The sequence below is a fragment of the Streptomyces sp. NPDC005141 genome (assembly GCF_053599975.1).
Genome location: NZ_JBSFYW010000067.1, coordinates 1 through 26803, shown reverse-complemented (window position 1 = coordinate 26803; position 26803 = coordinate 1). Strand labels below are relative to the sequence as shown.

The window sequence follows — 26803 nt, the reverse complement described above, 5'->3', positions numbered from 1 at the left end:
CCTGCTGGGACCGCTTCCGGCAACCGGGCCGACACCGCCGGACCGTCAGCACGGCCGGGGCCGACCTGGCCGCCACGGGGCCGTCCCGGCCCGCCGGGGCGTTCACCGCGCAGCGTCCGCGGCCCGGGACGGTCCGGTCGGCTCGGAGTTCGGGCCGGGCGGGGCGGACGGGTGACCCGGTGAGCGGCCGACGGGTTCCGGCTCGGGGGGTGCGCGCAGTTCGCAGATCACGGACCAGGCGACCGACACCATCGGCACGGCCACGACGGCGCCGACCACACCGGCCAGGATGCTGCCCGCGATGACGGAGAGGGCCACGACCACGGGGTGCAGCCGCACCGCCCAGCTCAGGACGAGCGGGTGCAGTACGTGACCCTCCAACTGGCCGATGACGACGATCAGGGCGAGCACCACGATCGCGACGACGGGCCCGCGGGTGGCCAGAGCGACGACGGTGGCCACGCCGAGCGCGACGGGCGAGCCGACCAGAGGGATGAACGCCGCGAAGAACTCCAGCAGCGTCAGCGGCAGTGCCAGGGGGACGCCGAGCACGTAGAGGGCGATTCCCACGAGCACGGCGTTGGTGGCGGCCACGATGATGATGCCGCGCGTGTACCCGGCGAAGGTCCGCCAGGCGGCCCGCCCCGCCCGGTCCAACGGGTCCCGCGAGCCTTCCGGCATCAACGTCTGGAACCAGCGCCAGAACCTGTCCCCGGAGCGGATGAAGAACAGCGAGCAGAAGAGGGCGAGCACCAGGCCGGTGATGAACTCGACCGCCCGGCCTGCGCCACTGAGGGCGCTGCTGATCAGTACGGAGCGGTGCTCGGAGACGAAGGTGGCCACCTTGCCCTGGAGATCCGACAGCACCGCGTGGCTCACGTGGAAGGGGCCGCCCTCCAGCCAGCGTTCGATCCGCCCCAGGCCTCCGGCGAACTCATGGCCCAGACGACTCGACTCGCCGGCCACTTGGCTACCGACCAGCGCCATCACTCCCAGGACCAGGACGAGGCTTGCCATGATGCTCACGATCACCGCCAGGGTCCTCGGCATGTGACGCGCCAGCAGATCGGCGAGCGGACGCAGGACCGCCGTCACGACCAGGGCCAGGAACAGTGCCACGGCGACCAGTTGCAACCTGCCCAGAAAGGCGAAGATCACGTAGATGGCCAGTCCGAGGACCAGCAGCCGCCACGCGTACGCGGCGGCCACGCGCAGCCCGTGGCTCACCGCCACTCCGTCACCGTGTCCGGTGCCCCGCCGCACGGCGGCACCGGCGGTACGCGCCCGCGCCACTGACCGGGCGCCGCGGGAGGAACGGTTCCCCACGACGACGTACCGCATCCGGCGCCCGCCGCGACCGGTGCCGGGCGCGTCCGGCCGCCGGTGAGGACGGTGCGATCCGGCGTTCACCTGTGTGCCACCGTCCTCCCGCCGTCGGGGCCGTCCGCCACGTGTGCCCGTACGGGACCGCCGCGCAACGCCGGGGGAACGGGTGACCGAGCGGCGTCGACCGTCGATCACACGGGCGTCCTGGCCAGCGTGGTGTCGCGCACCGGGCCCCGCAACCCGGGACACGCGCGGTCGCCGTCCCTTGGCGCGGCGCCCCACGACACCCCTCGCCGCTGCGGATCACCGCACCGGTCCGGACCGGGGCACTCTCCGTAGCAGGTATTGCCATGAGTGTCATTTACGGCATTCCATCCTATATTGGGTCTGTGATCAGGCGGCTGGACCTACTCGACACCGCTGACGACGACATCACGGAAAGCGAGGTCTTCCGGCTCGCCCTTCAGCACTCCATCGCGGAGCTGGGCTGCGTCGGCGGGGCCGTCTACCTGCGGGGCCCCATGTCGGCTCTGCGTCTGGTGTCGTCCACCGGACTGCCGTCGTCGCTCACGCGGGCATGGGAGATCGTCGACCAGGACGGGCCGACGGCGACGGCCCGTGCCGTCCGCTCGGGCGAGAACGTATGGGTGGCGGCTCTCCCCACCGACCTGGTCGAACCCGACGCGCCGCTGCTGTCCCGGTCCGGCTGGTTCTCCGTACCCCTGGTCGACAAGAACCGTGCCATCGGCGCGATCACCTGCCTCACCGGGGACAACGAGGAGCCGACACCCGCCCAGCGGACGTTCCTCACCGCGGTGGCCCAATGGACCATGAACCGCTTGAGGAAGATGCCGACGCCCGCCCGCCTGCGCACCGACCTCGACTTCACCCCGGTCGGGTCCTGGGACTGGGACGTGCGCACCGGCGAGCTGCTGTGGGACGAGGCGGCGATGAGGGTCTACCAGACCGATCCGGCGGCCTTCGTCCCCGGCGTCGAGAGCTGGATGAAGGTGGTGCACCCCGACGATCTGCCGAGCACACTGGCGGCGGCGGAACGCACCATCCGGACCCACGCGCCCTTCGAGGCCGAATACCGGGTCCGGCGCGGCGACGGGGGCTACACGTGGACGCGGGCGTCCGGTCACGTCGTACTGGACGACGAGGGCCAGGTCACGCGCATCATCGGCAAGGGCTGGGCCAGCGACGCCGCGCGTTCCACCCGCGACGCCCTCAGCCGCGCCCTGCAGCACATGAGCGACGCCTTCCTGTCCGTGGACGACGACTGGCGCATCACCTTCGCCAACCTGGAGGCGGAGCGCGTCCTCGGTTCGGAGGACGAACAGCTCTTCGGACGTGACCTGTGGGACCTACCCGCGCTGCGCCGCATGCCCGATCTGGAGGGACGGTGCCGGCGCGGCGCCGCGCAGTCCACGGCCACCGGCTTCGACGTCACGATGGCCGACACCGGCCGCTGCTACGACCTGCGGCTCGTCCCCGTCCCCAGCGGTCTCACCCTCTACTTCACCGACGTCACCGACCGGCGCCGTCGCGAGGCCGAGCAGGTGGCGGCCATCCGGACCGCGGCGGAGCGCGCGAGCCGGACGGTGGAGCTGACCACGCAGCTCGCCGCGGCGACCACCTCGCAGGACGTGGTGAAGGCCGTCGCCCATCGTGTTCTGCCGCCGTTCGACGCCCAGGGGCTGCTCGTGCTCGTCATCGAGGACCAGAAGCTGGTGCACATCGGGTCGGTCGGCTATCCGAGCTCCTTTCTCCGGCACATGCACGGAGCGCACGGCATGGAACTGTCCGATGCCGATCCCGCGGGGCGGGCGGTCCTGACGGGCGAACCCCTTTTCTACTCGTCGCGGCAGGAATGGGCCTCGGCCTTCCCCGACGGCGACCACCGGCCTCCGACCGACAAGGAGGCCTGGGCCTTCCTCCCGTTGACGGCTTCCGGCCACACCTTCGGCGTGTGTGTCATCGCCTTCGACGCCGCCCGGCGCCTGAACTCCGAGGAACGCACCCTTCTCATCACCATCAGCGCGCTCGTGGCGCACGCCCTGGAGAGAGCACGGCTCTACGACGCCGAGCTCACCCGCTCGCAGGAACTCCAGCAGGCCCTGCTGCCCGTGCGACTGCCCACCGTGCCCGAAGTCACCGCGGCGGCACGATACTTGCCCGCCGGGCACACCTCCGATGTCGGCGGGGACTGGTACGACCTGATCCCGCTGTCCGCGGGCCAGGTGGCCCTGGTCATCGGCGACGTGATGGGCCACGGGCTGCCCGAGGCCGTGACGATGGGACGCCTGCGCACCGCGCTGCACACGCTGGCCGCTCTGGAACTGCCTCCAGACGAGATCATGGGCCACCTCAACGACATCGTCGGCGCCCTCGGCGAGCACTCGTACGCGACCTGCCTCTACGCGCTGTACGACTCCACCGACGGGTCGTGCACCGTGGTGCGGGCGGGACATCCGCCGCCGCTCGTCGTACGGCCCGACGGCAGCGCCTACTTCCCCGAGGTCGCCGCCAATCCTCCTCTCGGCGCCGCGTTCCCTCCGTTCGAGACGACGGAACTGAAGCTGTCGGCGGACAGCCTTCTGGTCCTCTACACCGACGGACTCGTGGAGTCACCGCAACGGGAGATCGACCAGGGCATGGCCCAGCTCGCCGATCTGCTCCCCCGTACCGCCTGCTGTCCGGATCTGGAGGATCTGTGCGACACGGTCACCGCGGGCCTGCTGCCGGGCGGGCAGCCCACCCACGACGACGCCGCTCTGCTGATCGCACGCCTGCACACGGTGGCCGACCGGCAGATGGCTTCCTGGGACCTGTCGGAGGGCCCGGAGGCCGCGGGTGAGGCCCGCCGCCATGTCCGGGAACAGCTCGCTCAATGGCATCTGGACGACCTGGTGATGACGACGGAGCTGCTGGCCAGCGAGCTCGTCGGGAACGTCATCCGGCACGCCAGGGGCCCCATCGGGCTGCGGCTCCTGTGCAGCGGAACGCTCGTCTGCGAGGTGTCCGACGCGAGTCTGACCATGCCCCGCATCCGGCGCGCCTCGGAGACCGACGAGGGGGGCCGGGGGCTCCAGCTCATCAGCGCCCTGTGTGAACGCTGGGGAAGCCGGTACACCACGGAGGGCAAGGCGATCTGGACCGAGCAGTCACTCCCGGACCCGGAAGAACCGGCGGACGGGGATCTGCCCGCCTCGAACGCCGGACACCCTGTCTGAGACGGGAATCGAGGAGATCTCGCTCGCGCGCAGACTGCACCCGGCTAGGAGGATGTGTCGCTGGTGCCCGACCGGGTGGCTTGCTGATACAGCGTCACCAGCACGCCGTGCAAGGGCTGTTCGTCCCCGTCCTCCTCCGCCTCGTCGACCAGCCGGGCGAGCGTCTCGGCCAGTTCCTGCGCCTTCGCGGGGCTGAGACGCAGGTGACGCAGCGTCAGACAGGTCTCCGCGGGCGAGCGTTCCAGTTCCTGGGCGACCGCGGCGAACATCGCCGCGGTGCCGTCCGCGCGGGGTTCGGGGACGACCATGCGGCGGGCCGTGCGCTGGTAGTAGTACTCCGTTCCGCCGCGCACCTGACGGGTCTCGGCGATGTGGACCAGCCCGGCTTCGCGCAGCACTTTCAGGTGGTGGGCCACGTTGCCCTTCTTCGCGTCGAGCTGGGACGCGAGCCCGCTGATGGTGGCAGGCCGGTGGCCGAGGGCGAAGAGCAGTCGCTGACGCAGCGGATGGGCGAGTGCCGCGAACTGCTCGGGGCTGCCGATCTCCAGGAGATCCTCGGGCGGCTGCGGGCTGGGAGGCTGATCGTGCATTCCGAAAGTGTCTAACTCTCTTGACGCTTTCGCAAGGGCGGTGGTCTACTCCCTGCCATGACGACGCTGACGCAGCTACGACCCGCCCCCGTCATCGACGAGACGGCCCGGCTCCTGACCGAGCACTATGTCTTCCCGGAGACGGCCGAGCAGCTCGCGGGCCTGCTGCGACAGCGCCTCGCCGAGGGCGCCTACGACGTCGACAGTGCCGAAGAGCTGGGCCGATTGGTCACCGCGGACCTGCAATCCGTGAACGGCGACCGGCACTTGAGACTGGCGTACCACGCCGAGCAGGTACCTCCGGAGCAGGGGGCGGCCGCCCTGGCGGCCATGCGCCGGAACTTCGACACCTCACTGGGCGGCGCGCCCCGGGTGGAGCTGCTCGAGGGAGGGGTGGCCGTGATGGAGCTGGCACCGGCGCTGTTCCCGCTGGAGTGGGCGGCCGAATCGCTGGGTGCCGCGCTCACCCTGGCCTCGAGCGCCCGGGCGCTGATCCTGGACCTCCGCGCCAACCTGGGCGGCGACCCGGACACGGTCGCCTTCGTCTGCAGCTATCTGCTGGACGAACGCACCCACCTCAACACCATGTACTGGCGGGAAGGCGAGCGCAGCGAGCAGTCCTGGAGCCTGCCGCACGTCCCCGGCGCGCGCTTCGGCGGCACCAAGCCGTTGTACGTACTGTGCAGCGACCGCACCTTCTCCGGTGCCGAGGAACTCGCCTACGACCTGCAGCAGCTCGGCCGCGCCGTCGTCGTCGGCGAGCGCACCGGCGGCGGGGCGCACCCGCGTGACGGCTGGACGGTGCACCCGCACCTGGAAGCCACCATCCCGGTCGGCCGCTCGGTCAACCCGGTCTCCGGCACCAACTGGGAGGGCACCGGCGTGCACCCGGACATCGCCTGCGCCGCCGCCGACTCCCTCGACCGCGCTCACGCACTGGCCCTCGCGCGGCTGGCAGGCTGAAGCGGCGTGAACGGACTGACCGGCGCGCGGGACCTGCTTTGGCAAAGAGCCACGCCTCAGGGCTTCTTGAGCTGGTCGTAGCGGCCCAGGAAGTGCGGGGTGCCGTCCTGGACGCGGTGCAGGAACAGGCCGTTGGCCCAGTGGAACTCGTCGGTCACCGGGTCGAATTCGATGGTCTTGGCGAGGCCCTTGTAGGTGGCAGTACGTAGCCTGCGCACCATGGCGCCCCGCTCGACCCCGGCGCTGCCCGGCTCGCGTAGGCCCTCGGCGACGAAGTGCAGGGCGTCGTACGCCTCGACCGCGAACCGCTCGACGGTGCGTACGCCGAAGCGCTTCCGGTACGCCGTCACAAAGCGTGCGGCGCCGGGCAGTCGGGCCGGGTCGACGTAGGTCGCGCAGATCACCCAGCCCTCGGCCGCCGGGCCGGCTTCCGTGAGGAACGCGGTCTCCAGGACCGGTTCCGGTGCCAAGCGCGGTCCCCGGAATCCGGCCTGTTCCAACGCGCGGGCGCAACGGGCGGCCCGGTGCGGTGAGGCACCGCCGTAGACCACGGCCTGCGCCTTCGCGGCGAGCACGGCGGCGGCGACGGTGTCGAAGTCCTCGCTGTCCTCGGGCACCACATGGGTGGTCGTGGTGCCGTTGGCGGGCGGGAACGTAGCCAGGTCCTTGACGATCTGCCAACTGGTGCGGCTGGCGGCCCTGTCGTCGATGAGCGCGGTCCTGCGACTCTTCTCGGTGTGGGTGAGGTAGTGGATGAAGGCCGTGGACAGAGAGTTCTCGTCCGGTCTGAGCTGGAAGAACGCGCGGGTGCTGGTCTTGGAGAACCCGTAGGTGCCGGACGAGACGGTCACGATGGGCAGCAGGGCCTTCTCGTAGCGGGCGACGGCGGTCTCAGTCGTGGCATTGTCGGTCGGGCCGATCACGGCGTACACGTCGTGGTCCGCGACGAAGCTCCCGGCCACCTCGCCGGCCCGCTCCGTCTTCCCCGCGTCGTCCAGGACCTTCAGCGCCAGGTCGAAGCCACGGCCTTTGCGGGAGCGGGAGTTGAAGTGCTCGACAGCCAGCCGCACACCCCGCTCATGCGACCGGCCCACCGCCCTGCCCGTTCCCGACAGATCCGCGTGCAGCCCGATGACATACCGGGGCAGAGGTCCGGAACCCGTCGCGCCGGCGCTCCCGGCCGTGGGCCTGGAGGCGGCCCAGGCCGCGAGGCCCCCGCCGGACACGACGACGCCGGCCGCCGAGCCCAGCGTCAGCAGGCGACGCCGTGAGAGGGCGGGCCGCTCCGGCGGCAGCATGAGGGTGCCCGGCTCGGGGTCGGGAAGAGCCAGGACCGTGGCCGAGCGTTCCGCGATCAGCCGGGGCAGCGCCGACGGCAGCCAGTCGCCGTCGTGTTCGCCCTCACCGGCCAGCGCGTCCCGTACCTCCCGCGCGGTCGGCCGGGCCCCCGGGTCCTTGGCGAGGCAACCGGTCAGCAACGGGACAAGAGCCCACGGTACGGCGCCCAGGTCCGGCTCCTCGTGGACCGTACGGAAGACGACCGCGGCCGGGGTGCCGGTGCCGAACGGGCGTCGGCCGGTCGCCGCGTACGCCAGGACACAGCCCAGGGAGAAGATGTCGCTCGGCGGGCCGATGTCACCGCCCCGTGCCCGCGCCTGCTCGGGCGAGAGATAGCCGGGCGAGCCGATCACCACGTCGCTCGCGGTCAGCGCGGTGGCGCCGGTGTCGCGCGCGATGCCGAAATCGATCAGCCGGGGCCCGTCCAGGGCGAGGAGGACATTGCCCGGCTTGACGTCCCGGTGCACCAGGCCCGCGGCGTGCACCTCGGTGAGCGCTTCGGCCAGCCGGGCGCCGAGGGCGCGCACCGTCCGGTCCGGCAACGGCCCGTGCAGCGCGACGGCCTCGGCCAGCGACGGGCCAGGCACGAAGGCGGTGGCCAGCCAGGGCTCACGGGCCTGCGGAGCCGCCGCGGTGACCGGCACCACCCATCGCCCGGTGAGTCCGCCCGCCGCCTCGGCCTCGCGCCGGAATCGGGTCCGGAAGGCGTGGTCGGCCGCGTACTCGGCGCGGATCACCTTCAGCGCGACCAGTGTTCCGCCCGTCGAGCGGGCCAGGTAGACCACGCCCATGCCGCCCGCGCCGAGTCGGCCGAGCAGCCGGTGGCCGCCGACGAAGGGCGGATCGCCCGGCCTGAGCGCCTGCACTCCACCACGCCCCGGCTGCTGTGCCCCGCTCACCACTACACCTCGGACGGGGCGGCGCCGAGGAAGCGGAATCGGCCGCCCTCGACCCGGTGCAGGAAGACGCCCCAGCCGGCGAACGTGCCGTCGGCCGGCTTGAAGGAGAACTCCTTGGTGATGCCCTTGAAGCGGCTCTTGCGCAGCAGGCCCAGCAACTCCTGGCGTTTCGGCGGCCGTCCGCCCTTCGTGGCCCTCACCAACTCCTGGAGGACGAGATTGACGGTGTCGTAGGCCTCGGCGGCGTAGTAGCCGGGCGGGGCACCGAAGCGTTCGCGGAAGGCGGCGGTGAAGGCCGCCGCGGCCGGCACGGCGGAGGGGTCCACGAAGGAGGCGGTCAGGATCCACCCCTCGGCCGCGCCCCCGGCTCCCTTCAGGAACGCCGGGTCGATCACGGCCTGCGGAGTGAGCCGCGGCCCGTCGAAGCCGGTGTCGGCCAGTGCGCGGGCCACCCGGGCCCCGCCCCGCGCGTCGCCGGCGTAGATGAAGGAGCCGATCCCGGCCCGCAGCATGTCGGCGACGACGGGTTCCACGTCGTCCGTGTCCGCCGGGATCACCCGGGGGTACACCGGTCGGCCCAGTCGGCGCAGCATGATGGCGTTGATGGAGGCGGACTCCTGGGCGTACGTCCGCGCGGTGCGGTCCTGGAGCAGGCCGGGGCGCAGTTTCCCCTTCTGCCGCATGAGATAGATGCTGATCGGCAGGGCGACGGCCGCGTCGCTGGGCCGGCAGTGCACGAAGGACCGGTACTGCTGCGAGGTCAGGATCAGCCCTCCGGCCGATACGCACAGCAGCGGCAGCAGAGCCTCGTCGTACGCGCCGAGGACGGCGTTCGCCGTGTCGTCGTTGGTCGGGCCGAGTACGGCGAGCACGTCGGTGTCCTGGATCAGCTTCCTGGCCGCGCCCGGCGCCCGCCCGGCGCTGCCGCCGTCGTCGGCCGTCCTCAGCACGAGCTCGAAAGGCTTGTCCTTGCGGGAGTTGAACTGCTCGACCGCCAGCCGCGCACCCCGCTCCTGCGCCTCGCCCGCCGTCCGCTGCGCCCCGCTCAGGTCCGCCTGTACGCCGATGGCCCATCGGTGCTCTCCGCCGGCCGGTGCCCCCGGGTCGTCCTCGTCGCGCAGCGCGGCCCAGGCCGCCACACCGCCCGTCGCCATGAGCACGGCCGCTCCGGACGCCAGCACGAGCAGTCGCCGACGGCTGGGCGGGGTCTTCACCGTGTCTCCCGCGTCCGCGGCGACGGTCGGCTCGATGTCGGGCAGCGCGAGCATCTCGGACGAGCGGTCGGCGATGGCCCGTACGACGTCCTCGGGCAGCCAGTCGATCTGCCGGCCTTCGGGAATCGCGTCCTCGATCAGCAGCGCCGTACCGAACTGCTCGGCCGTCGGACGGTCCGCCGGGTCCTTCGCCAGACACAGGCGCAGCAGTGTCGGCAGGTCGTCGTCCTCCGCGTCCTGCCCGCCTTCGACACCGGCCAGGTCGGGTTCGTCGTGGACTGTTCGGTAGAGCAGGGCGTCCGCGGTGCCGGTGCCGAACGGCGGTCGGCCGCTCGCCGCGTACGCCAGCAGACAGCCCAGCGAGAAGATGTCGCTCGGCGGTCCCACCGCCGCGCCGCGCGCCTCGGCCTGTTCGGGCGAGAGGAATCCGGGTGTGCCGACGACCAGGTCGGTGGAGGTGATCGCGGTCTCGTCGGACGCGCGGGCGATCCCGAAGTCGATGAGGCGCGGGCCGTCCACGGCGAGCAGGACGTTGGCGGGTTTGACGTCCCGGTGGACCAGCCCGGCGGCGTGCACCTCGCGCAGGGCGGCGGCGAGCATCCTCGCCAGGGCGCGCACGCTCCGGGCCGGGAGCGGACCGTGGCGGGTGACCGCTTCCTGGAGCGAGGGGCCGGGCACGAAGGCGGTGGCCAGCCAGGGCGACGCCGCGTCCGGGTCGGCGCCGGTGACCGGCACGGCCCAGGGGCTGGTCACCCTGCGGGCCGCCTCGACCTCACGGCGGAACCGGGCGCGGAAGTCCGGATCGTCCGCGTACTCGGCCTGGATGACCTTCACCGCGGCCAGCGCCCCGGCCTCCGTACGGCCGAGGTAGACCACGCCCATGCCGCCCGTGCCGAGGCGGGCCAGCAGCCGGTGTCCGCCGATCGAGGCGGGGTCGGTGGGGAGCAGGCGCTCGCTCATGCCTGCCCTTCCAGTTCGCTCTCGGCCTGGCCGAGCATCTGGCCCGCACCCTGTTGCAGGGCGTCGTCGACCTCTTCCCCGGACCGGCCCTTGGACCCCCTGCCGACGACGGCCACGGTGACCTGCGCGAGGCGGCTCTGGATCCAGTAGTAGTAGTGGGGGCCGCCGAGTTCGTCGCTGAGGTACTCGCCGCTCTCGGTGAGTGTGTCCTCGGCGGTGAAGTTGCCCAGCAGGCCGAAGTTCGATCCCTGGGAGAGCAGTCCTTTGATCCGCTCTCCCTGGCGGAGCTGCTGGTCGGGGCAGCGCAGCGCCTCTTCGAGGGTCTCGGCCATCTCCCATTCGGCGTCCTTCACCGTTCGGTGCACGGTGACGACGGCGGCGACGCGGATCGGGCCCTTGCCGTCCTGCGCGGGCAGTTCGCTGTAGCGGGTGAGGGTGGCGAGCACCGTCGAGGGCAGTGACCGCCGCTGCCAGACGCAGTTCGCGTCGAGCACGGGCCAGAAGCCGGGGTCACTCTCGTACGGCTCGCGTTCGACGAAGCCGGGGCCGAAGTTGACGGGGGCGGCCGCGACGGAGCGGGCCAGGCGCGCGGCCTCCGCGTGGGTCTTCGGGGCGAGGCCGGGATCGGGATGAAAGTCCAGGCCTGTGCTGCTGGGGGTCGGGGCTGGTGTCGATGGGGAGCCCGTGCCACTGCTCGCGGTCGCGGTCCTGGAAGCGGTGGGTTTCGCGTTCTCCTCGTCCCCCGCCCCCGAGCAGCCGGCCAGCACCAGCCCCGCGGCCAAGGCTCCGCAACACAGCCGCACCGGTCTCCGATACGCCATGAACGCCCCCCATCCGCATGGGTGTTCCCCCGAAAGGAGCGTATCGACTATGCCTCCGCGGCACTACGAACGCATCGCGGTCCGTCGCGCTCGCGGCGTGATGCGGGGGGGCGCAGCCGAACAAGCGGTCCGGGCATCTCTCCGTGCCGGACCGCTTGTTCGGTCTCGAGGTCAGATCTCCCGCGCCGTGCCTGGGAGTTGTCCGCTCAGCTGCGCGCGAATTCGAGGAGGTCGGCGTTGAACACCTCGGCGTACTTGGGCACCATGGCCAGGCCGTGCGGTGCGCCCGGGTACACCTTGTAGACCACGTCCTTGACGAGCTTCGAGGACTTGTCGCCGGCCGCCACGATGGGAACGATCTGGTCGTCGTCGCCGTGCACGATCAGGGTGGGGACGTCGATCTTCTTGAGGTCCTCGGTGAGGTCGGTCTCGGAGAACGCCTTGACGCAGTCGTAGGCGCCCTTGATGCCCACGGTCATTCCCCAGAGCCAGAACTCGTCCCGGGTGCCCTGGGTGACGGTCGATCCATCGCGGTTGGCCCCGTAGAACGCGGCACTGAGGTCCCTGTAGAACTGCGACCGGTCCGTCTCCACGCCTTTGCGGATCTCGTCGAAGGCGTCGATCGGCAGACCTTCGGGGTTGGCTTCGGTCTTGAGCATGAGCGGCGGGATCGCGCCGACCAGGACCGCCTTGGCCACCCGGCCGGTGCCGTGCCGGCCTATGTAGCGCGTGACCTCGCCGCCGCCGGTCGAGTGTCCGACCAGAATGACGTCCTGGAGATCCAGGGCTTCGATGACCGCTGCCAGGTCGTCGGCGTAGGTGTCGAGGTTGTTGCCGTCCCAGGTCTGGCCGGAGCGTCCGCCACCGCGCCGGTCGTGGGCGATGGCCCGGAAGCCGTTGTCCGCCATCACCTTCATCTGGGCGTCCCAGGCGTCCGCGGTCAGCGGCCAGCCGTGGGAGAAGACAACGGGCTGGCCCGATCCCCAGTCCTTGTAGAAGATCTGTGTGCCGTCCTTGGCGGTGGCGAAGGGCATGGTGTGCGTTCCTCTCGAAAGGGTGCAGAACTCCACGCAGCACGCGAGTTCAGTGCCCTGGCCGGACCGTTCCACGCCACGAACCAGCTTCCTGCGCAAGGGGAGTCGACGGAGAGGCCGGAAGCGAAGAATGACCGGAATGAGCACGTCGTCGACATCACTCTAACCGAGTAGCAGCGCCGTAGCGCGTCGGCCGGTAGGCACCCCGGTCCACCCGCAGCTCCGTCCTCCCCATGCCGGCGCGGCGCCGTACAGCCGGTCCAGAACAGCCACGGTCACGACCGCGTAGGCGACGTGCGGGACGATGTCGGAGACCCAGTCCGAGACGGACCACGTACGCGGATCAGTCACACCCAGGGCCGTCATCGGCCCGTTGGTGCCGATCAGCGCGCCGACCGTCGCAACGGCGTACTGCGAGGCGCGAGTTGGGTGCCAGCCGGCGGCACGGGCGAGGGACAGTACCGCCCCCATGCCCAGGCCGGCGGCGAATCCGGTCATCGGCGCCAGCCCCGCGATCCTGTTCTCCAGGGTCTCGCCCTCACCCGGGATCCGCACATGCAGTTTCTCCGCAAGTTTGCGGAGAGTCACTTCGGGTGTCGAGCTCGCGGGCCTTGCACGTATCGCCATGTCCGCGTAACTGACCATGTTGAGCGCGGTCGTACCGGCGGCACCGGCAGCGGCTCCGTAGAGCAGTGGACGGATCGCACGGGACATCAGCGTTCACCCTCTCGCGGCGCGCGGACCCGGGAGTTCGCGGGACTCGGACCCGCAGAACCTCCTGCGGTTCCACGACCGCCGGGCCGGCGAGTTCCTTCCGGGCCGCAGGGGAGCAAGCCACCTGCCGCAGGTGAGCAAGCCATCAGTCCACTCTAAAATGGACTCCCGTATCCGGCTACATGAGGGCGGCACGCACGCGCCGCACCACGGTGCCGCGCTCTCCCCTTCACCCCGCCAGGGAGAACCGGCGGGGTCGCGGCATGGCCGACTCCCCTCATTTTCCTGGCGACTTGAAGCGTAGGCGTCGCGGATCGAAGTGAAGGGCGCCGCGAGATCAGCCCGCGTCGAAATCCGCTGCTGACCAAACCAGTTGATTCCGCACCCGATTCAAGAATCCTCGAGGATCGACCCACCCTCCTTCCTGAGCACCGGCTCGAAGGGAAGCACCATGGCCGAGCAGAACGAAGAGGGGCGCTACGCGACCGCCCTCGAAGCGGCCGAGCGATTGCTCGGCATTCCGCTGGAGCGGTTCCTCGAACCCGGCACGGGTGAGCCCGCCAACGGCGCGGACTTCAAACGACTGGCCACGGTCCACACCTTCGGTGACGCGTGGCCGCGAACCGCGGTACTCGACACCCGTACCCGCGCCCTGGTGTCCGTGACGATCGCCGCGACCCTGGGCACGCTCGAACCGCTGCGGGGGCAGCTGCGCATCGCCCTCAACAACGGGGTGACACCGGAGGAGATCGTCGAGGCGTTCATCCACATCGAGGCCTACGCGGGCGCGGCCCGCGCCTTCGACAGCTACCAGATCGCCCTGCAGGTCTTCGCGGAGGCGGAGAGGCCGAAGGACCCGGAGGAGGCATAGCGGGCTGTGCGCCCGCACCGGCCGGCCCCCGCGTCTCAGGACCCGCCCAGGCCGTTCAGGAATGTGTCCACGACCATGTCTGCCGCCTGCGGGGGCTCGATCCCTCCCCCTCGTCGGCCCGCGAGGCCGTCGCGGCGGTCGTCGAGCGGTTCGGGTCCCTCGATGTGGTCGTCAACAACGCCGGCTACGCCGCCGGCGGCTCGGTCGAGGATTTCCCGGAGGACGAGTTCCGCGCGCAGATCGAGGCGAATCTGTTCGGCGTGGTCAACGTGACGAGGGCGACGCTTCCCGTCCTGCGCCGACGGCGGTCCGGACACATCGTGCAGATCTCGTCCATCGGCGGTCGTGTGGGCGGTACGCCCGGACTCAGCGCGTATCAGAGCGCGAAGTTCGCGGTCGAGGGATTCTCCGAGGCCCTGGCGAGCGAGGTGGCCCCGCTGGGCATCGAGGTGACCATCGTGGAACCGGGCGGTATCCGCACCGGCTGGGCGGCCGGTGCCGCGACCCCGGTCGGCCGGATCGGTGCCGACTACGAACAGACGGTCGGACAGTGGCTGGAACGGTTCGAGGCCTACAGCGGCAACGAACCCGGTGACCCGGCCCGTATGGCAAGGCGCTCGTCGACGTCGTCTACGCGCCGGACCCCCCGCGTCGGCTGCTGCTCGGCAGCGACGCGCTGGACATCGCCCTGGGCGCGGAGGAAGGACGGCTCACGGAGGCCAGGTGGTCCTCGTCCCCTGAGCGGGTCCTGCGCGTCGCCCGGAGGCTGCGCACCGGAACCGTCACCCTGAACGGCTCACCCATCAGCTTCGACGGCCCCTTCGGCGTCTACAAGGCGAGCGGGTTCGGCCGCGAGTACGGGCCGGTGGGCCTGAACGGCCATCTCGAGCACAAGACGATCACTCGGCACAGGTGACCGCCGCGGGCCGGAGCCGTGAGACACGCAGACCGCTGTCGGGGCGCTCGAAGCAGGCGAGGGTCCGCGCCGACCGGGTAGGCGCTCAGCGGCGGCCGGAGTCCGTAGTCCGATCGACCGGCTCCCCTGCCGCGTGGCCACGGGATTGCCGCTGAACGCACAGGGATCCGCAGAGACCGGGCGGGGGCCGGTCGCGGACTCTCCCGCTGTCACCTCGCGCGTCCGCTCTCGCCTCCTCCACCGCCGTGGCCGAAGAGGTCGCCCGCCACCACGCCTCGGGTGGAGAAGGTGACGGGCTCGCCCGGCAGGAAGTCTCCCGGCGGGATGCCGGGGTGGTGCCCGTCGCGCGGTGACGCGTGCCCGGATCGCGGGCCGAGTGCCAGACGCGAGACGATCCGGTAGCGGTCTCCTCGGTAGATCGAGTGGACGTACTCCACCGGTCGGCCCCGGGCGTCAGAGGTGAGGCGTTCGAACAGGAGGGCGGGGGACAGCTCCGGCACATCGAGCAGGCCCGCCTCGTCGCGGGTCACCACCGTGGGTTCGATCGACTGGACCGCCTCACTGACCTGGATTCCGTGCCGTTCCCCGAGGTGCTCGTACAGGTCGCCGTTCTCCAGTTCGTCACTGGTCAGGTCGGGCACCAGGTCGGCGGGGACGTGCAAGTACTCGATGGCCATGGGCGAGCCGTCGACCAGGCGGAGCCGTGCCACGTACCGGATTCTGGCGGCGGGCGAGATCCGCAGTCTGCGACCCACCCGGGCGCCCGCCGGGAGCGTGCTGAATTCCAGGAGTCTGCTGGTCCATGTGCCCGCGGCCCGGGGCAGGCTGAAGGTCTGCCGGTCCGACACCAGCTCCTGGGTGATCTTCTCCGCGGCCACGAACATGCCGCGGCCGTGCTCGCGCACCAGGAGTCCGGCGACGACGAGTTGGTCCACCGCAGCCCGCAACGTGGGCCGTGAGACGCCGAGTTCGGCGCAGAGCGCCCGCTCGGACGGAATCGCGTCACCGGGGCGGCGTTCCTCGATCAGTTCGAGGATCGTGTCACGGACTCTCTCACGCTTGAGTACCGCGCGGGAGGCGGCGGGATCGATCTCCATGCAGGACTCTCGTTCGTCGTCGGTACGGGCCAACTGGTATGGCTTCTGACCATAACTGGTCCGCTGGTCAACGGGGTTGACTCTGATCAGCGTCGCGACACAGGTAACCCGAACCCTCTCGATCCGAGCAAGTCCCCTCAGATACAAGGGGGTTGACGCACGCAATGGTCTATGCCACTTTCATGCGACGCCAACTGGTAAGCCGTGTCGGTCAACTGGTCAAGCACGGAATGTCTCCTCGTGTTCCTGAGTACCCCCACTCTCCCGCGCTCTGCGGGAGCCCCCGAAAGGAACTCACATGAGAAACCGTCCACCCACAGGCCGCCGCCGCGTGGCCCTCGCCCTGTCGGCTCTCCTCGGCGGCACCGCCCTGGTCGCCGTTCCCCTGAGCGCCCCCGCCGCCGCGGCCGGAGGTCTCGCCGTCCAGTACCGCACCAGCGCGAGCGGGGCCACCGCCGACCAGAGCGAGCCCTGGTTCAAGGTGCGCAACACCAGCTCCTCCTCCGTGCAGTTGAGCCAGGTGAAGATCCGCTACTACTTCAAGGCGGACTCCGCGAGCACCACCTATCGCTTCGCCTGTTCCTGGGCGGTCAAGGGGTGTGCGAACGTCACCGGCACGTTCGGCACACTGACTCGTCCCACCGGAACCGCGGACCGGTATCTGGAGATCGGCTTCACGTCCGGGGCCGGCTCACTGGCGCCGGGCGCCGACACCGGCGACATGCAGCTTCGCTTCTACCAGTCCAACTGGCAGAGCGTGAACCAGGCGGACGACTACTCGTTCAACGCCGCGCAGACCTCGTACGCGGACTGGGGCAAGGTCACCGCCCAGCTCGCCGGCGCCACCGTGTGGGGCACGGCACCTGAAGGCAACGACCCCACGGATCCGACCGACCCCACCGATCCGCCGACGGATCCGCCCGGCGGCGGCCAAGCCCTGTTCGACGACTTCACCTACTCCTCGTACACCGACCCCGCGATCTCCGCCCATGGCTGGAACGTCCGCTCCAACTCCGGTGGCCCAGGGGTCCCCGGCGCGACCTGGGACCCCTCCAAGGTCACCTTCCCGAAGGTGTCCGGCAACTCGGTGATGAACCTGGAGACCTCGACCGCGGGCACCGCCGCGTCCACCAGGCAGACCGAAGTCGTCTCCAAGAGCACGAAGTTCAAGAACGGCACCTACGCGGCGCGGGTGAACTTCAGCGACGCTCCCCAGTCCGGCCCGGACGGCGATCACCTGGTGCAGACGTTCTTCACCATCAACGACCTCAAGGCGCCGATGGCCGACGACTACGCCGAGTACGACTTCGAGTATCTGCCCAACGGCGGCTGGGGCGAGTCGGGCAACATCCTCTACACGACCTCCTGGGAGACGTACAACCCTGATCCCTGGCAGGCCGTCAACCAGCACACCGAGGCACGCCAGAGCTACGCCGGATGGCACGACCTGGTACTTACCATCGACAGCAGCAGCATCAAGTACTACATCGACGGACAGCTCTTCGGCACCCACGACGCCCAGTACCTGCCCGAGCGGCCGATGTCGATCAACTTCAACCAGTGGCTGATCGACCTGGCCGGACAGACCTCGACCACGGCGCGCGCCTACAACGAACAGGTCGACTACGTCCTGCACGTCAAGGACCAGGTCCTCACCCCGGCCCAGGTGGCCGCGAAGGTGACCGCGTACCGCGGTGCGGGCACCGCGTTCGTGGACGAGGTCCCGGCTGCCTGACCTCCCTGCTCCGCAGGGTTCCTCGTTCCGGCCGGGCCGCCGGTCCGGCCGGAACAGGTGGGCCGCCGCCAGGGGGCGTTCCGCGGAGAGCAACTGCCGTTCCCGGGGCCTCGACCGCTGTCGAGCGTCGAGCAACAAGGCACCACTGCACCAGAGTTGCCGATGGTCATGGACAACACGCGGGTTGGACGAGTCGCGGCCGGAGCACAGTAAGAAGGTGGAATGGACAAGCCTCCTCAGCACCACCATGGGTGCGCTCATCGCCCTCGCCGCGTCCGCGCTGGCGGAGCGGCGCCGCTGGCTGCGGGAGAGCGCGCAACGTACCCGGGACGACCGCCGCGCCGCCTATGTCGCCTTCCTCAACGCCACCGCGGAGGCCAGCGAGATCCTCATCAACATCGCCCGCGGACACGACCGCGACGAGACGTCGCTCGCGCGGGCCGGGACCGTGCTGCGGGACAGCAACACGCTGTCCCGCAGGCTGGAACTGTCCCTCGTCGCCGAGGACCACATCGTCCAGCAGGCCGCCCTCACCATCGCGCTTCTGCGCACCTACCGCGACACCGTCGCGCGCGGACTGACCTTCGACACCGAGGAGTTCCAAGGGGTGCGCACCGCCTTCAACGAACAACGCGACCGCCTCACCCAGCACATGCGCGGCACACTCTGAGCGGGATCCCTGCCGGCGGACGCACGGGCGCCCGCCGGCAGGGACGCTCACGAGCCGGGTGCCGCGACCGGACCGGTCAGTGGTGTCCGGCTCCCTTGCCCAGACGCGCCAGCACCGCTCGCGCCATGGCTTCCTGGCCCTTGGCGTTGGGATGGGCCGGAGCGGCGGGAGAGGTCGGGCGCAGTGGTTCGATCCAGCGGTCGGCGGGCGCCTTGCACATGTCGTGGCCCACGGTCGGCCCGTAGGTGTCGACGTACTCGGCCCGGTTCAGCAGCGCCACCGTGCGCAGCATCAGATTGAGCCGCTTGCCGGTGTCCCGCAGATAGGGGAAGTCCTTCGCGGCGAACGGCACCGTCGGGTAGCAGCCGCTGCCGTCGTCGGGCAGGAGATCGGGGTAGCCGACGACGACCACACGCGCGTGCGGCGCTCTGGCATGCACGGCGCGCAGCACCCGGGCGACCTTGGGAGCCGTCTCGACGATGTTCAGGGTGAGTTGGTCGAATCCGGAGGCGCCGTAGTACTGCTGGCAGGGATTGCCCGCGAGGTCCTTCGAGCTGAGCCCGGCGCAGGTGGCGATGATGGATCCGAAGCCCATGTCGTTGCCGCCGATCTGCACGGTCACCAGGTCGGTGTCGCGCTTCACCGCGTCCAGCTGGGGTCCGTTGGTCCCCTGTGCCTTCCACATCTCGTCGGTCTTCGCGCCGCCGCAGCTCACGTCCGTGAAGGAGCGGACCTTGCGCTCGGCCGCGGTGATCGAGGGGTAGTTGTGGTCGGACCGCGCGCAGTTCGCGTCGATCTGCTGAGGAATCAGGGGTCCGGACGTGTACGAGTCGCCGAGCGCCACATAGTCGACGCCGGAATGCGTGTGCCCTTGCCCCGCCGCGGCGGGCGTCGCCGCGGCGACGCCGGCGACGAGCGCGCAGCTGCTCAGCGCGGCCCCCAGCGCCATGGCGCCGCGACGCCTCGGGACGGCGTCGTCCGGACGCGTGTAATGGTTCATCGTGCCCCTCCCCTGAAGCCATGACAGCCTGCGGGACGGGCACCGGCTCCCTCGGCGCGCAGCAGGGATCGCGACGCCGCGGAGGCCGGACGGCTCCTGCCCGACAGACCCAACGTCGCTTGTATACCGGCCGGTAGACCGCCGGGCCATAGTCTGATCAGTCTCGGCTTGTCCAACCTTCATCAGCTTCTGCCCCGGACGCGTCCGCGGCTGTTCCTCTCCGCGCCACTGACCGGGAATCCCCGGACCTCACAGGGCGCGTGACCCAGATCACGCCATCTGGGTGCATAGTGCGGCCCCCGCCGACGTCTTTCTCCAGGTGTACGAAGGTGGCAAGGGCGGGGACGGTGTGGATGCAACAGGCAAGGACCGAAGGGATCGACGGCTTCGACGGCTTCGTCGCGGCCCGCTGGTCGGCGCTCTTCCACCTCGCACGCCTGCTCTGCGCGGGCGACCGGCACCGCGCCGAGGATCTGCTCCAGGAGGCTCTGGTCAAACTCTGGTTCGTCTGGCCGAAGGTCGCCGACGAGGCGCCCGAGGCGTACGTACGGAAGGTCCTGGCCCGCGCGGCCGCCCGCTCCGCACGGCGACGGTGGTGGGGCGAACGCCCCGTGGAGGAACTGCCGGATCTGGCGCACACCGGGGACGAGTCCGCGGCCGTGGTGGAACGGTCGCGGCTGGAGGCGGCACTCGCCCAACTGCCGCCCAAACAGCGGGCGGCCGTCGTCCTGCGCTACTACCAGGACCTGCCCGAGAAACAGGTCGCGGAGGTCCTGGGCTGTCCACTGGGCACCGCCCGTTCCCACGCGTCACGCGGTGTGGCGCGGCTCCGCCAGATCCTGGCGGATGTCATCGAGCCGGTGGGGTGAAGGGAAGCATGGACCACTTCGAGCGCGAGCTGTCGCGGATGATGCGCGACGCCCAGGAACACACCCCCTTCGAACCCGCCCAGCAGGACAGTCTCCGGGACGGTGTGCGCGTCCGGCGCCGGATCCGCGCGGCTCAGAAGGCCGCGAGTTGCGTCCTGGCCGTCGCCGGGGTCGGCCTCGGCGTGTTCCTGCTGCCGCACGCCCCGGACCGCGACCGCCCCCTGGCCCCTCTGCCGCGGCCCGCGTCCAGTCCCACCTCCCCGTACGCCACCCCGACACCGACCCCGTCCCCGGGTGGGACACCCACCGGGGAGGCCACCTCCGAGAGCACGGACGGAGTGTCCGGCCCGCCCAACGCACCCACGACGACAGGGAGTTCGACCTCGGTGGCCACCGACCCCGCGGGAACAGCGACCACCGGCGCGCCGGCCACCGCACCGGCGACACCGAGCAGAACACCCTCTCCCCCGCCGACTTCGACGCTCGAACCGTCGTCGTTCGCCGGCGAGACCGGCACCGGCTAGTTCCGGCACGGTCCCCACCGGACCGCACGACCGGGCGGATTCGACCCCTGGCCGGTTCGGCCTCGGACGGCTTCGGCCCCGGAGGGGTTCTCGCCCGCACCGTCCACCTGCCCTACCGCCCCTGCCCGCGCACCACCCATCCGCACCCCCCATCCGCACCCCGTTGTCGCACTTCGGCCGCGAGCGTCTTCGGCCTGCCTCACGACGACGAACAGAACAGGACAAACGATGACGAAGGCATTGCGGTCCGCTCCCACAGACTTCGAGAGGGGACTACAGGTGGCGCGCAAGCCCGTGGAGCGGCTGTCCGTGGACCACCTCCCCGTCCGCCTTCCGCTGCCGGCGGACCACGCGGAACCCGTCCTGGACGTGGTCGTCCCCGTGTTCAACGAGGAGACGGACCTGGAGCCCAGCGTGCGGCGCTTGCACGCCCACCTGCGCGACACGTTCCCGTACCCGTTCCGCATCACCGTCGCCGACAACGCCAGTACCGACGCCACCCCGCACATCGCCGCCCGGCTGGCCGCCGACCTGCCCGAGGCCACGTGGATACGGCTCGACGAGAAGGGACGTGGCAGAGCCCTGCGCACCGCCTGGGCGGGCTCGAAGGCCCCGGTACTCGCCTACCTGGACGTGGACCTGTCCACCGAACTGAGCGCACTGCTTCCGCTGGTCGCCCCGCTGATATCCGGGCACTCCGACATCGCCATCGGCTCCCGGCTGGCCCGCGGCTCCCGGGTGACCCGCGGGCCCCGGGTGACCCGCGGGCCCCGCCGCGAGATCATCTCCCGCTGCTACAACGTCCTGTTGCGTTCCACTCTCGCCGTCGGCTTCTCCGACGCGCAGTGCGGTTTCAAGGCGATCCGCCGCGATGTCGCCGAGCGCCTGCTGCCCCTGGTGGAGGACTCGGGGTGGTTCTTCGACACCGAGCTGCTGGTGATCGCCGAACGCGCCGGGCTGCGTATCCACGAGGTGCCGGTCGACTGGGTGGACGACCCCGACAGCCGCGTCGACCTCGTCTCCACGGCCATGGCCGACCTGCGCGGCATCGCCAGGATCGGCCGCGCGCTGGCCCGTGGCACGCTTCCGACGGCACGGCTCGGGCGCGCCCCCGAGGGCGGGCCGCCCGGCTCGCTGACGGCACAGTTGCTGCGGTTCGGCGCCGTGGGCGCGGTGAGCACCATCGGGTACGTCCTCCTGTACGCGGCCCTCCGCCCGGCGGCGGGACCGCAGGCCGCCAACGCGTGGGCGCTGCTGGTCTGCGCCATCGCCAACACCGCAGCGAACCGGCGGCTCACCTTCGGACTGCGCGGCCGGGGTGGCGCACTGCGCCACCAGGCCAAGGGCCTGGCCGTCTTCGGCCTCGGTCTCGCCCTCACCGGCGGCTCACTGGCCGCGCTGCACCGCTGGACGCACGGACCCGGACGGTCCATCGAGATCGCGGTCCTCGTCACCGCCAACCTCGCCGCGACGCTGCTGCGCTTCCTGCTCCTGCGCACCTGGGTGTTCACCGCCGCCACCCGTGACAACGGCAAGGGAACCGATCCGCGATGAACGACCACGGCCCCGCGAACACCCCGGCAGAGCACGACAACAGGCCCCGCACGGGCTTCCGTTGGCCCGTGGCCGGACAGCCGGACGGTACGGGTCCGGCCCACGGCACCCACTCGGCGCGCGCTTCCGCGGCCCACAGCACCCACTCGACGCACGGCACCCGCGCGCACAGCGAGGGAGCCGGCCGCGACGCCGTTGCACAGGTCGGAACAGCGGCCTGGGCGACGGACCGCCACGGCCTCGGCTCCCACCCGTCGCCGGCCCCCACCGACGCGCGCGCAGCGGCCCTGCTTGCCTCCCCCGCCCCCGCCGTCGCCTCGGCGCGCGAACATGCCCGCGACCGTGCCCTCGACGGATGGGCGCGACTGTGCCGGGCGGGGCGGCGGCACGGCCCGGTCCTCGCGTTGTACGGCACCGTGAAGCTCATCGGCTTCTGCGTCTTCATGTACCTGCTGGACTCCTCCGGGGACTTCCGCAGGAAGAACCCCCGCTTCGGGGGCGGCGCCCACGTCTGGGACGTCCTGGCGACCTGGGACGGGTGGTGGTACCAGCAGATCGCCGCGCACGGCTACCACCCCGCGCTCGTACCGGTGCCCGGTGCCACGGGCCTGATCACCCTCGAGGGCAACTCGGCGGCGTTCTTCCCCCTGTACCCCGCCCTCATGCGCCTGGTCTCGTCCTGCACCGGACTCGGTCTGCTCAGTGCGGGACTCGTGGTCTCCATCGCGGCCTCGTTCGTGGCCGCACTGGGCATCCACGCGGTGACCGCCAGGGTCGGCGGACGACGCGCCGGGCTGGCCGCGGCCGGGCTCTGGGCCGTCTGGCCCGGCTCCGGCATGGAGTGGTCCGCCTACTCGGAATCCCTCTACATCGCCCTCGCCGCCTGGGCCTGCTACGCCGTCATGCGCCGGTACTGGCTCACGGCCGGGCTCCTGACCTGCGCCGCGGGCCTCACCCGGCCGACGGCCACCGCGCTGATCGCGGCACTCACCCTCGCCGTACTGACGGACCTGCTGCGCCATCGGCGCGCGGTGCGCCGCTGGGGGGACCTCCCCCTCCCCGACGGAACAGCGCGCCGGGGCGCGGTCCTGCGCCCGCTGACGGCCGTCGCGATCGCCCCTGTCGGCCTGGCCGGCTATCTCGGCTGGGTGGGACACCGGATGGGTGACTACAGCGGGTACTTCAAGCTGCAGGACGGCGCCTGGGCCCACTCGTTCGACTACGGCCGACACACCGTCAAGGTGTTCAGCTCACTCATGGTCGGCCACTTCGACTACCTCTACGCCTACCCCTACGAAGATGCCATCGGCGCCGCCGCCGTCCTGCTGGCCCTGATCATCCTGCCCCTGCTGTTCCGGCTGCGCCCGCCACTCGTCCTGACCGTCTACACGCTCCTGACCATGGCACTCGTCCTGGGGAGCCAGCAGATCTTCGGCAACGTCTCCCGCTATATGCTCCCCGCCTTCCCCCTGCTCATCCCGTGCGCCACCGCCATGCGCCGACTCAGCACACCGGTCCTGTGCACCGTCCTCACCATCGCGGCACTGGCCTCGGGCTCCTACGCCGGATACGTCCTGTTCGAAGTCGGCATCCCGTGACCAACGCCGTTACCAGGGGCGGCCGTCGGGCCTGTCCTCAGATGCCCGCGACCACACGCCACGGCTGCGGGGACGCGCGGCGGGCTTCAGATCGCCGGGCAGGTCAACCACCCCTACACCCACGACGGTTGACCTCTGGTGCGGGACCCGCCGTGCTGTGGCGCGCTCGACCTCTGCCTCGCCGACGGAGGCATCGTCCCGCTGATCCCGCGCTCCCGGCCGGGGCACGGCAGCACCGCCGGCCGGTCGCGCGACGATCCGGCTACGGGTTGGTCGGCTCGGCCTGCTGTACGACCTCGAAGGACCACAGCGTGGATCCGCTCGCCGCCGGCTTGGGACGCTCGGCGCCCTGCGCGTCACCGCCCTGGTGGGCAGCCTTCATCGGGCCCTCCATCCAGGCCTGGAAGGACGCCTCGTCACGCCACCGGGTGTAGACGAGGTAGCTGTCGGTGCCCTCGACGGGGCGGAGGAGTTCGAACCACTCGAACCCGTCGGAGCCCTCCACTGCATGGGCGCGGGAGGCGAAGCGCTTCTCCAGCGTCTCCCGCTGTTCGGCGGGCACGGTCAGTACGTTGATCTTGACTACGCTCATGACCCCATCCTGCCGCACGACCGTGGGCAGAAGGCCCGTGGACCGCCCTGTGCCGGGCCCGGACGGCTCGAACGGGCCGTCGATCAGGCACGCAGCCAGACGCGCAGTGAGCCGATGGGCTCGAAGCCATGGCGAACCGCCGCCGCGAGGGCCTCGCCGTGCTCGTACCCGACCACCGGCAGCATGGGGAACAGCGAGTGCACCGCCTCCAGTACGACCGGCCATGCCGTGTCAGGGCCGCCGTCCAGCGCGAAGACATTGGACAGTCCGACCACTTGGTCGCTGCGGCTCGCTGTCGCGCCGGCGACGACCCGGCCGTACTTGGACCGCCCGGCGATCACGAACGTGGCCGGGTCGTCGAGCAGTTCGGGCCGGAAGAGGTCCGCGCTGCCGTCTCCGTCGTCCCAGGCGAGCGCCCAGGCACGCAGCGCCTCCGGTCCGGCCACGACGTCCCAGGCGAGATCCGGGACAGTGGCGGGCGCGATCGCCTGGCGGTGGATCCACTGCGCCTCGAACAGCACCTGGAAGCCCGCTCCGGTCAGATCGAGGTCGGCGAAGCTGTCCTTGACGGACGCCCCAGGCGCGGTGTCGATCCGGGCCGCCAGCGCGGTCGGGTCGGCGCCCGGGACCAAGGTGACCGCGTCCGGGTAGTACTGCGGAGTGCGGGTCGGGGAAGCCCAGGCCTGCGGCCCGAATCGGCCCACCGAGCCGTGCGATCGACTCATCGCCGCGCACCATTCCGCGTTGTTGGACGCGGCGGCCAGAACCAGGGACTGCTTGGTCGTATCCACGGGTGTGGATCATGGCGCGTCCCGGCCGGGCTGTCGAACGGTTTCCGGACAGTCGTCTGCGGGTGGAGGCGCCTCGGACAGGCACCCCTGCCCTGTGGAGAGGCGCCCCTGCCCTCCCGCCTCCCTCAGCCGGCGGCGAGGAGCTGAAGCGTGTCGATCACACGGTTGGAGAAGCCCCACTCGTTGTCGTACCAGGCGACCACCTTGATGTGGCGCCCGTCGACGCGGGTGAGGGCCGAGTCGAAGATCGACGAGGCCGGGTTGCCCGTGATGTCGGACGACACGAGCGCGTCCTCCGAGTACTCGAGAACACCGGCGAGCGGCCCCTCGGCCGCGGCGCGGTAGGCCGCCAGGACCTCGTCACGCGTCACGTCGCGGGCCACGGTCGTGTTGAGCTCGACGATCGAGCCCACCGGGACCGGCACCCGGATCGAGTCGCCCGACAGCTTGCCCTCAAGGTTCGGCAGCACCAGGCCGATCGCCTTGGCGGCACCGGTCGTGGTCGGCACGATGTTGACCGCGGCGGCACGGGCACGGCGGGCGTCGCGGTGCGGGCCGTCCTGCAGGTTCTGCTCCTGCGTGTAGGCGTGCACCGTCGTCATGAAGCCGTGCTCGATGCCCGCGAGTTCGTCGAGCACCGCGGCCAGGGGCGCGAGCGCGTTGGTGGTGCACGACGCGTTCGAGATGATCGTGTGCACGTCCGGGTCGTACGCGTCGTTGTTGACACCGAACGCGAGCGTCACATCGGCGCCCTCCGCCGGCGCGCTGACAAGAACCTTCTTCGCACCCGCGTCGAGGTGGGCCCCGGCCGCCTTGGCCGAGGTGAAACGGCCGGTCGCCTCCAGCACGACGTCCACTCCGAGCTCGGCCCAGGGCAACTGGCCCGGTTCACGCTCGGCCAGCACCTTGATGCGCCTGCCGTCGACCACGAGGGTGTCACCGTCGACGCTCACCGGGCGCCCGAGCCGTCCGGCGGTCGAGTCGTAGGCGAGCAGCCGCGCGAGCGTGGCGGGCTCCGTCAGGTCATTGACCGCGACGATTTCCAGGTCGGTGTCGCGTTCGAGCAGGGCGCGCAGCACATTGCGTCCGATGCGGCCGAATCCATTGATGGCGATACGAGTCATGAGTGGTGTCCCTTCGGTTCCCTCCCAGGTTCGCGCGCGGCATCGGGCCATGACAGCGGCGAGATCGCCATGGTCCGCAAGGATCGCGCCACCTGGTGGCGGGCTACCGGGACTACTCGCAGCGCACCGGGCTTCAGCCCGATGGTGAAGCGAATCTGAGGATCCAGGCCTGCGTGAGCAGTGCGAAAGCGCAGTGCCTGCCAGTGCGGATGTTCGACATGTCGGCGATGAATCAAGTGCAGTACGGTCACTGTGTGCAGCTTCGGTACGGCTTCCGCGTGCGACACGAGGTCGCACCGTTCAAGTGGATGGCCCGGTCTCAACTGGGCTTTTCCAGACCAGTGTTCTGAGGTCTGGCCCCACGCTC

At 70.9% G+C, this 26803-nt stretch carries 23 protein-coding genes; 11 read left to right on the top strand and 12 right to left on the bottom strand.

The genetic code is table 11. The features are described from left to right. Nucleotides 1–102 precede the first annotated feature (102 nt). The gene (locus ACWD68_RS34970) at nucleotides 103–1341 is read right to left on the bottom strand and encodes an AI-2E family transporter (protein WP_451810505.1); all 1239 of its coding nucleotides are present in this window, start codon (nucleotides 1339–1341) and stop codon (nucleotides 103–105) included. A 374-nt stretch (nucleotides 1342–1715) separates the two neighbouring features. Here ACWD68_RS34970 and ACWD68_RS34965 point away from each other — a divergent pair, with 374 nt between their 5' ends. After that, the gene (locus tag ACWD68_RS34965) at nucleotides 1716–4562 is read left to right on the top strand and encodes a SpoIIE family protein phosphatase (protein WP_451810480.1); all 2847 of its coding nucleotides are present in this window, start codon (nucleotides 1716–1718) and stop codon (nucleotides 4560–4562) included. Nucleotides 4563–4606: 44 nt separating this feature from the next. Here the strand turns inward: ACWD68_RS34965 and ACWD68_RS34960 are convergent, their stop codons facing one another. Continuing rightward, entirely contained in the window at nucleotides 4607–5152 is a 546-nt protein-coding gene (locus tag ACWD68_RS34960; protein WP_451810479.1) for an ArsR/SmtB family transcription factor, read from the bottom strand. A 57-nt stretch (nucleotides 5153–5209) separates the two neighbouring features. Here ACWD68_RS34960 and ACWD68_RS34955 point away from each other — a divergent pair, with 57 nt between their 5' ends. After that, nucleotides 5210–6115 carry a S41 family peptidase gene (locus ACWD68_RS34955; RefSeq protein ID WP_451810478.1) on the top strand — a complete coding sequence of 302 codons (906 nt, stop codon included), beginning with the start codon at nucleotides 5210–5212 and terminating at the stop codon, nucleotides 6113–6115. Between the two features lie 56 nt (nucleotides 6116–6171). On the opposite strand, the gene ACWD68_RS34950 is transcribed toward ACWD68_RS34955, so the two are convergent. The 5 genes from ACWD68_RS34950 to ACWD68_RS34930 all read right to left on the bottom strand — a co-directional run bounded on the left by ACWD68_RS34950 (nucleotide 6172) and on the right by ACWD68_RS34930 (nucleotide 13095). Beyond that, nucleotides 6172–8319 carry a bifunctional serine/threonine-protein kinase/ABC transporter substrate-binding protein gene (locus tag ACWD68_RS34950; RefSeq protein WP_451810504.1) on the bottom strand — a complete coding sequence of 716 codons (2148 nt, stop codon included), beginning with the start codon at nucleotides 8317–8319 and terminating at the stop codon, nucleotides 6172–6174. Between the two features lie 35 nt (nucleotides 8320–8354). Continuing rightward, on the bottom strand, nucleotides 8355–10526 hold the full coding sequence (locus ACWD68_RS34945) for a bifunctional serine/threonine-protein kinase/ABC transporter substrate-binding protein (RefSeq protein WP_451810477.1): 2172 nt from the start codon (nucleotides 10524–10526) through the stop codon (nucleotides 8355–8357). Beyond that, nucleotides 10523–11347, bottom strand: coding sequence for a hypothetical protein (locus ACWD68_RS34940; RefSeq protein ID WP_451810476.1), 825 nt, complete (start codon nucleotides 11345–11347; stop codon nucleotides 10523–10525). The genes ACWD68_RS34945 and ACWD68_RS34940 overlap by 4 nt, the downstream gene beginning before the upstream one ends. Before the next feature lie 206 nt (nucleotides 11348–11553). Then, a complete protein-coding gene (locus tag ACWD68_RS34935) occupies nucleotides 11554–12381 on the bottom strand; it encodes an alpha/beta fold hydrolase (protein WP_451810475.1) in 828 nt (275 codons plus the stop codon). Between the two features lie 162 nt (nucleotides 12382–12543). Next, the gene (locus ACWD68_RS34930) at nucleotides 12544–13095 is read right to left on the bottom strand and encodes a hypothetical protein (RefSeq protein WP_451810474.1); all 552 of its coding nucleotides are present in this window, start codon (nucleotides 13093–13095) and stop codon (nucleotides 12544–12546) included. Nucleotides 13096–13546: 451 nt separating this feature from the next. On the opposite strand from ACWD68_RS34930, the gene ACWD68_RS34925 reads away from it, so the two are divergent. The 3 genes from ACWD68_RS34925 to ACWD68_RS34915 all read left to right on the top strand — a co-directional run bounded on the left by ACWD68_RS34925 (nucleotide 13547) and on the right by ACWD68_RS34915 (nucleotide 14882). After that, nucleotides 13547–13966, top strand: coding sequence for a carboxymuconolactone decarboxylase family protein (locus ACWD68_RS34925; protein ID WP_451810473.1), 420 nt, complete (start codon nucleotides 13547–13549; stop codon nucleotides 13964–13966). Between the two features lie 164 nt (nucleotides 13967–14130). Next, a complete protein-coding gene (locus ACWD68_RS34920) occupies nucleotides 14131–14757 on the top strand; it encodes an SDR family NAD(P)-dependent oxidoreductase (RefSeq protein WP_451810472.1) in 627 nt (208 codons plus the stop codon). Beyond that, nucleotides 14643–14882: an aldehyde dehydrogenase family protein gene (locus ACWD68_RS34915; RefSeq protein WP_451810503.1), complete on the top strand. Its 240-nt coding sequence runs from the start codon at nucleotides 14643–14645 to the stop codon at nucleotides 14880–14882. Before ACWD68_RS34920 ends, ACWD68_RS34915 begins: the two co-directional genes overlap by 115 nt. Nucleotides 14883–15091: 209 nt before the next feature. Here the strand turns inward: ACWD68_RS34915 and ACWD68_RS34910 are convergent, their stop codons facing one another. Continuing rightward, on the bottom strand, nucleotides 15092–15979 hold the full coding sequence (locus ACWD68_RS34910) for a GntR family transcriptional regulator (RefSeq protein ID WP_451810471.1): 888 nt from the start codon (nucleotides 15977–15979) through the stop codon (nucleotides 15092–15094). 298 nt (nucleotides 15980–16277) lie between these two features. On the opposite strand from ACWD68_RS34910, the gene ACWD68_RS34905 reads away from it, so the two are divergent. Together ACWD68_RS34905 and ACWD68_RS34900 are read left to right on the top strand one after the other, a co-directional pair. After that, nucleotides 16278–17714, top strand: a complete 1437-nt coding sequence (locus ACWD68_RS34905) for a cellulose binding domain-containing protein (protein ID WP_451810470.1) — start codon at nucleotides 16278–16280, stop codon at nucleotides 17712–17714. Nucleotides 17715–17931: 217 nt separating this feature from the next. Beyond that, nucleotides 17932–18384, top strand: coding sequence for a hypothetical protein (locus ACWD68_RS34900; RefSeq protein WP_451810469.1), 453 nt, complete (start codon nucleotides 17932–17934; stop codon nucleotides 18382–18384). 76 nt (nucleotides 18385–18460) lie between these two features. Here the strand turns inward: ACWD68_RS34900 and ACWD68_RS34895 are convergent, their stop codons facing one another. Further along, complete coding sequence (locus tag ACWD68_RS34895) at nucleotides 18461–19384, bottom strand: SGNH/GDSL hydrolase family protein (protein WP_451810468.1); 924 nt, start codon at nucleotides 19382–19384, stop codon at nucleotides 18461–18463. A 353-nt stretch (nucleotides 19385–19737) separates the two neighbouring features. On the opposite strand from ACWD68_RS34895, the gene ACWD68_RS34890 reads away from it, so the two are divergent. The 4 genes from ACWD68_RS34890 to ACWD68_RS34875 all read left to right on the top strand — a co-directional run bounded on the left by ACWD68_RS34890 (nucleotide 19738) and on the right by ACWD68_RS34875 (nucleotide 23929). Continuing rightward, entirely contained in the window at nucleotides 19738–20253 is a 516-nt protein-coding gene (locus ACWD68_RS34890) for a SigE family RNA polymerase sigma factor (protein ID WP_451810467.1), read from the top strand. Between the two features lie 8 nt (nucleotides 20254–20261). After that, nucleotides 20262–20777, top strand: coding sequence for a hypothetical protein (locus tag ACWD68_RS34885; RefSeq protein WP_451810466.1), 516 nt, complete (start codon nucleotides 20262–20264; stop codon nucleotides 20775–20777). A gap of 309 nt (nucleotides 20778–21086) precedes the next feature. Beyond that, the gene (locus ACWD68_RS34880) at nucleotides 21087–22331 is read left to right on the top strand and encodes a glycosyltransferase (protein WP_451810502.1); all 1245 of its coding nucleotides are present in this window, start codon (nucleotides 21087–21089) and stop codon (nucleotides 22329–22331) included. A gap of 287 nt (nucleotides 22332–22618) precedes the next feature. Beyond that, nucleotides 22619–23929, top strand: a complete 1311-nt coding sequence (locus ACWD68_RS34875; protein ID WP_451810501.1) for a hypothetical protein — start codon at nucleotides 22619–22621, stop codon at nucleotides 23927–23929. 262 nt (nucleotides 23930–24191) lie between these two features. Here the strand turns inward: ACWD68_RS34875 and ACWD68_RS34870 are convergent, their stop codons facing one another. The 3 genes from ACWD68_RS34870 to gap form a co-directional block, all read right to left on the bottom strand. Further along, nucleotides 24192–24521 (bottom strand): antibiotic biosynthesis monooxygenase family protein, encoded by a 330-nt coding sequence (locus ACWD68_RS34870; protein ID WP_451810465.1) that lies wholly within the window; start codon nucleotides 24519–24521, stop codon nucleotides 24192–24194. Nucleotides 24522–24604: 83 nt separating this feature from the next. Continuing rightward, complete coding sequence (locus tag ACWD68_RS34865) at nucleotides 24605–25312, bottom strand: hypothetical protein (RefSeq protein ID WP_451810464.1); 708 nt, start codon at nucleotides 25310–25312, stop codon at nucleotides 24605–24607. A gap of 125 nt (nucleotides 25313–25437) precedes the next feature. Then, complete coding sequence (gene gap / locus ACWD68_RS34860; RefSeq protein ID WP_451810463.1) at nucleotides 25438–26436, bottom strand: type I glyceraldehyde-3-phosphate dehydrogenase; 999 nt, start codon at nucleotides 26434–26436, stop codon at nucleotides 25438–25440. Nucleotides 26437–26803 lie beyond the last annotated feature (367 nt).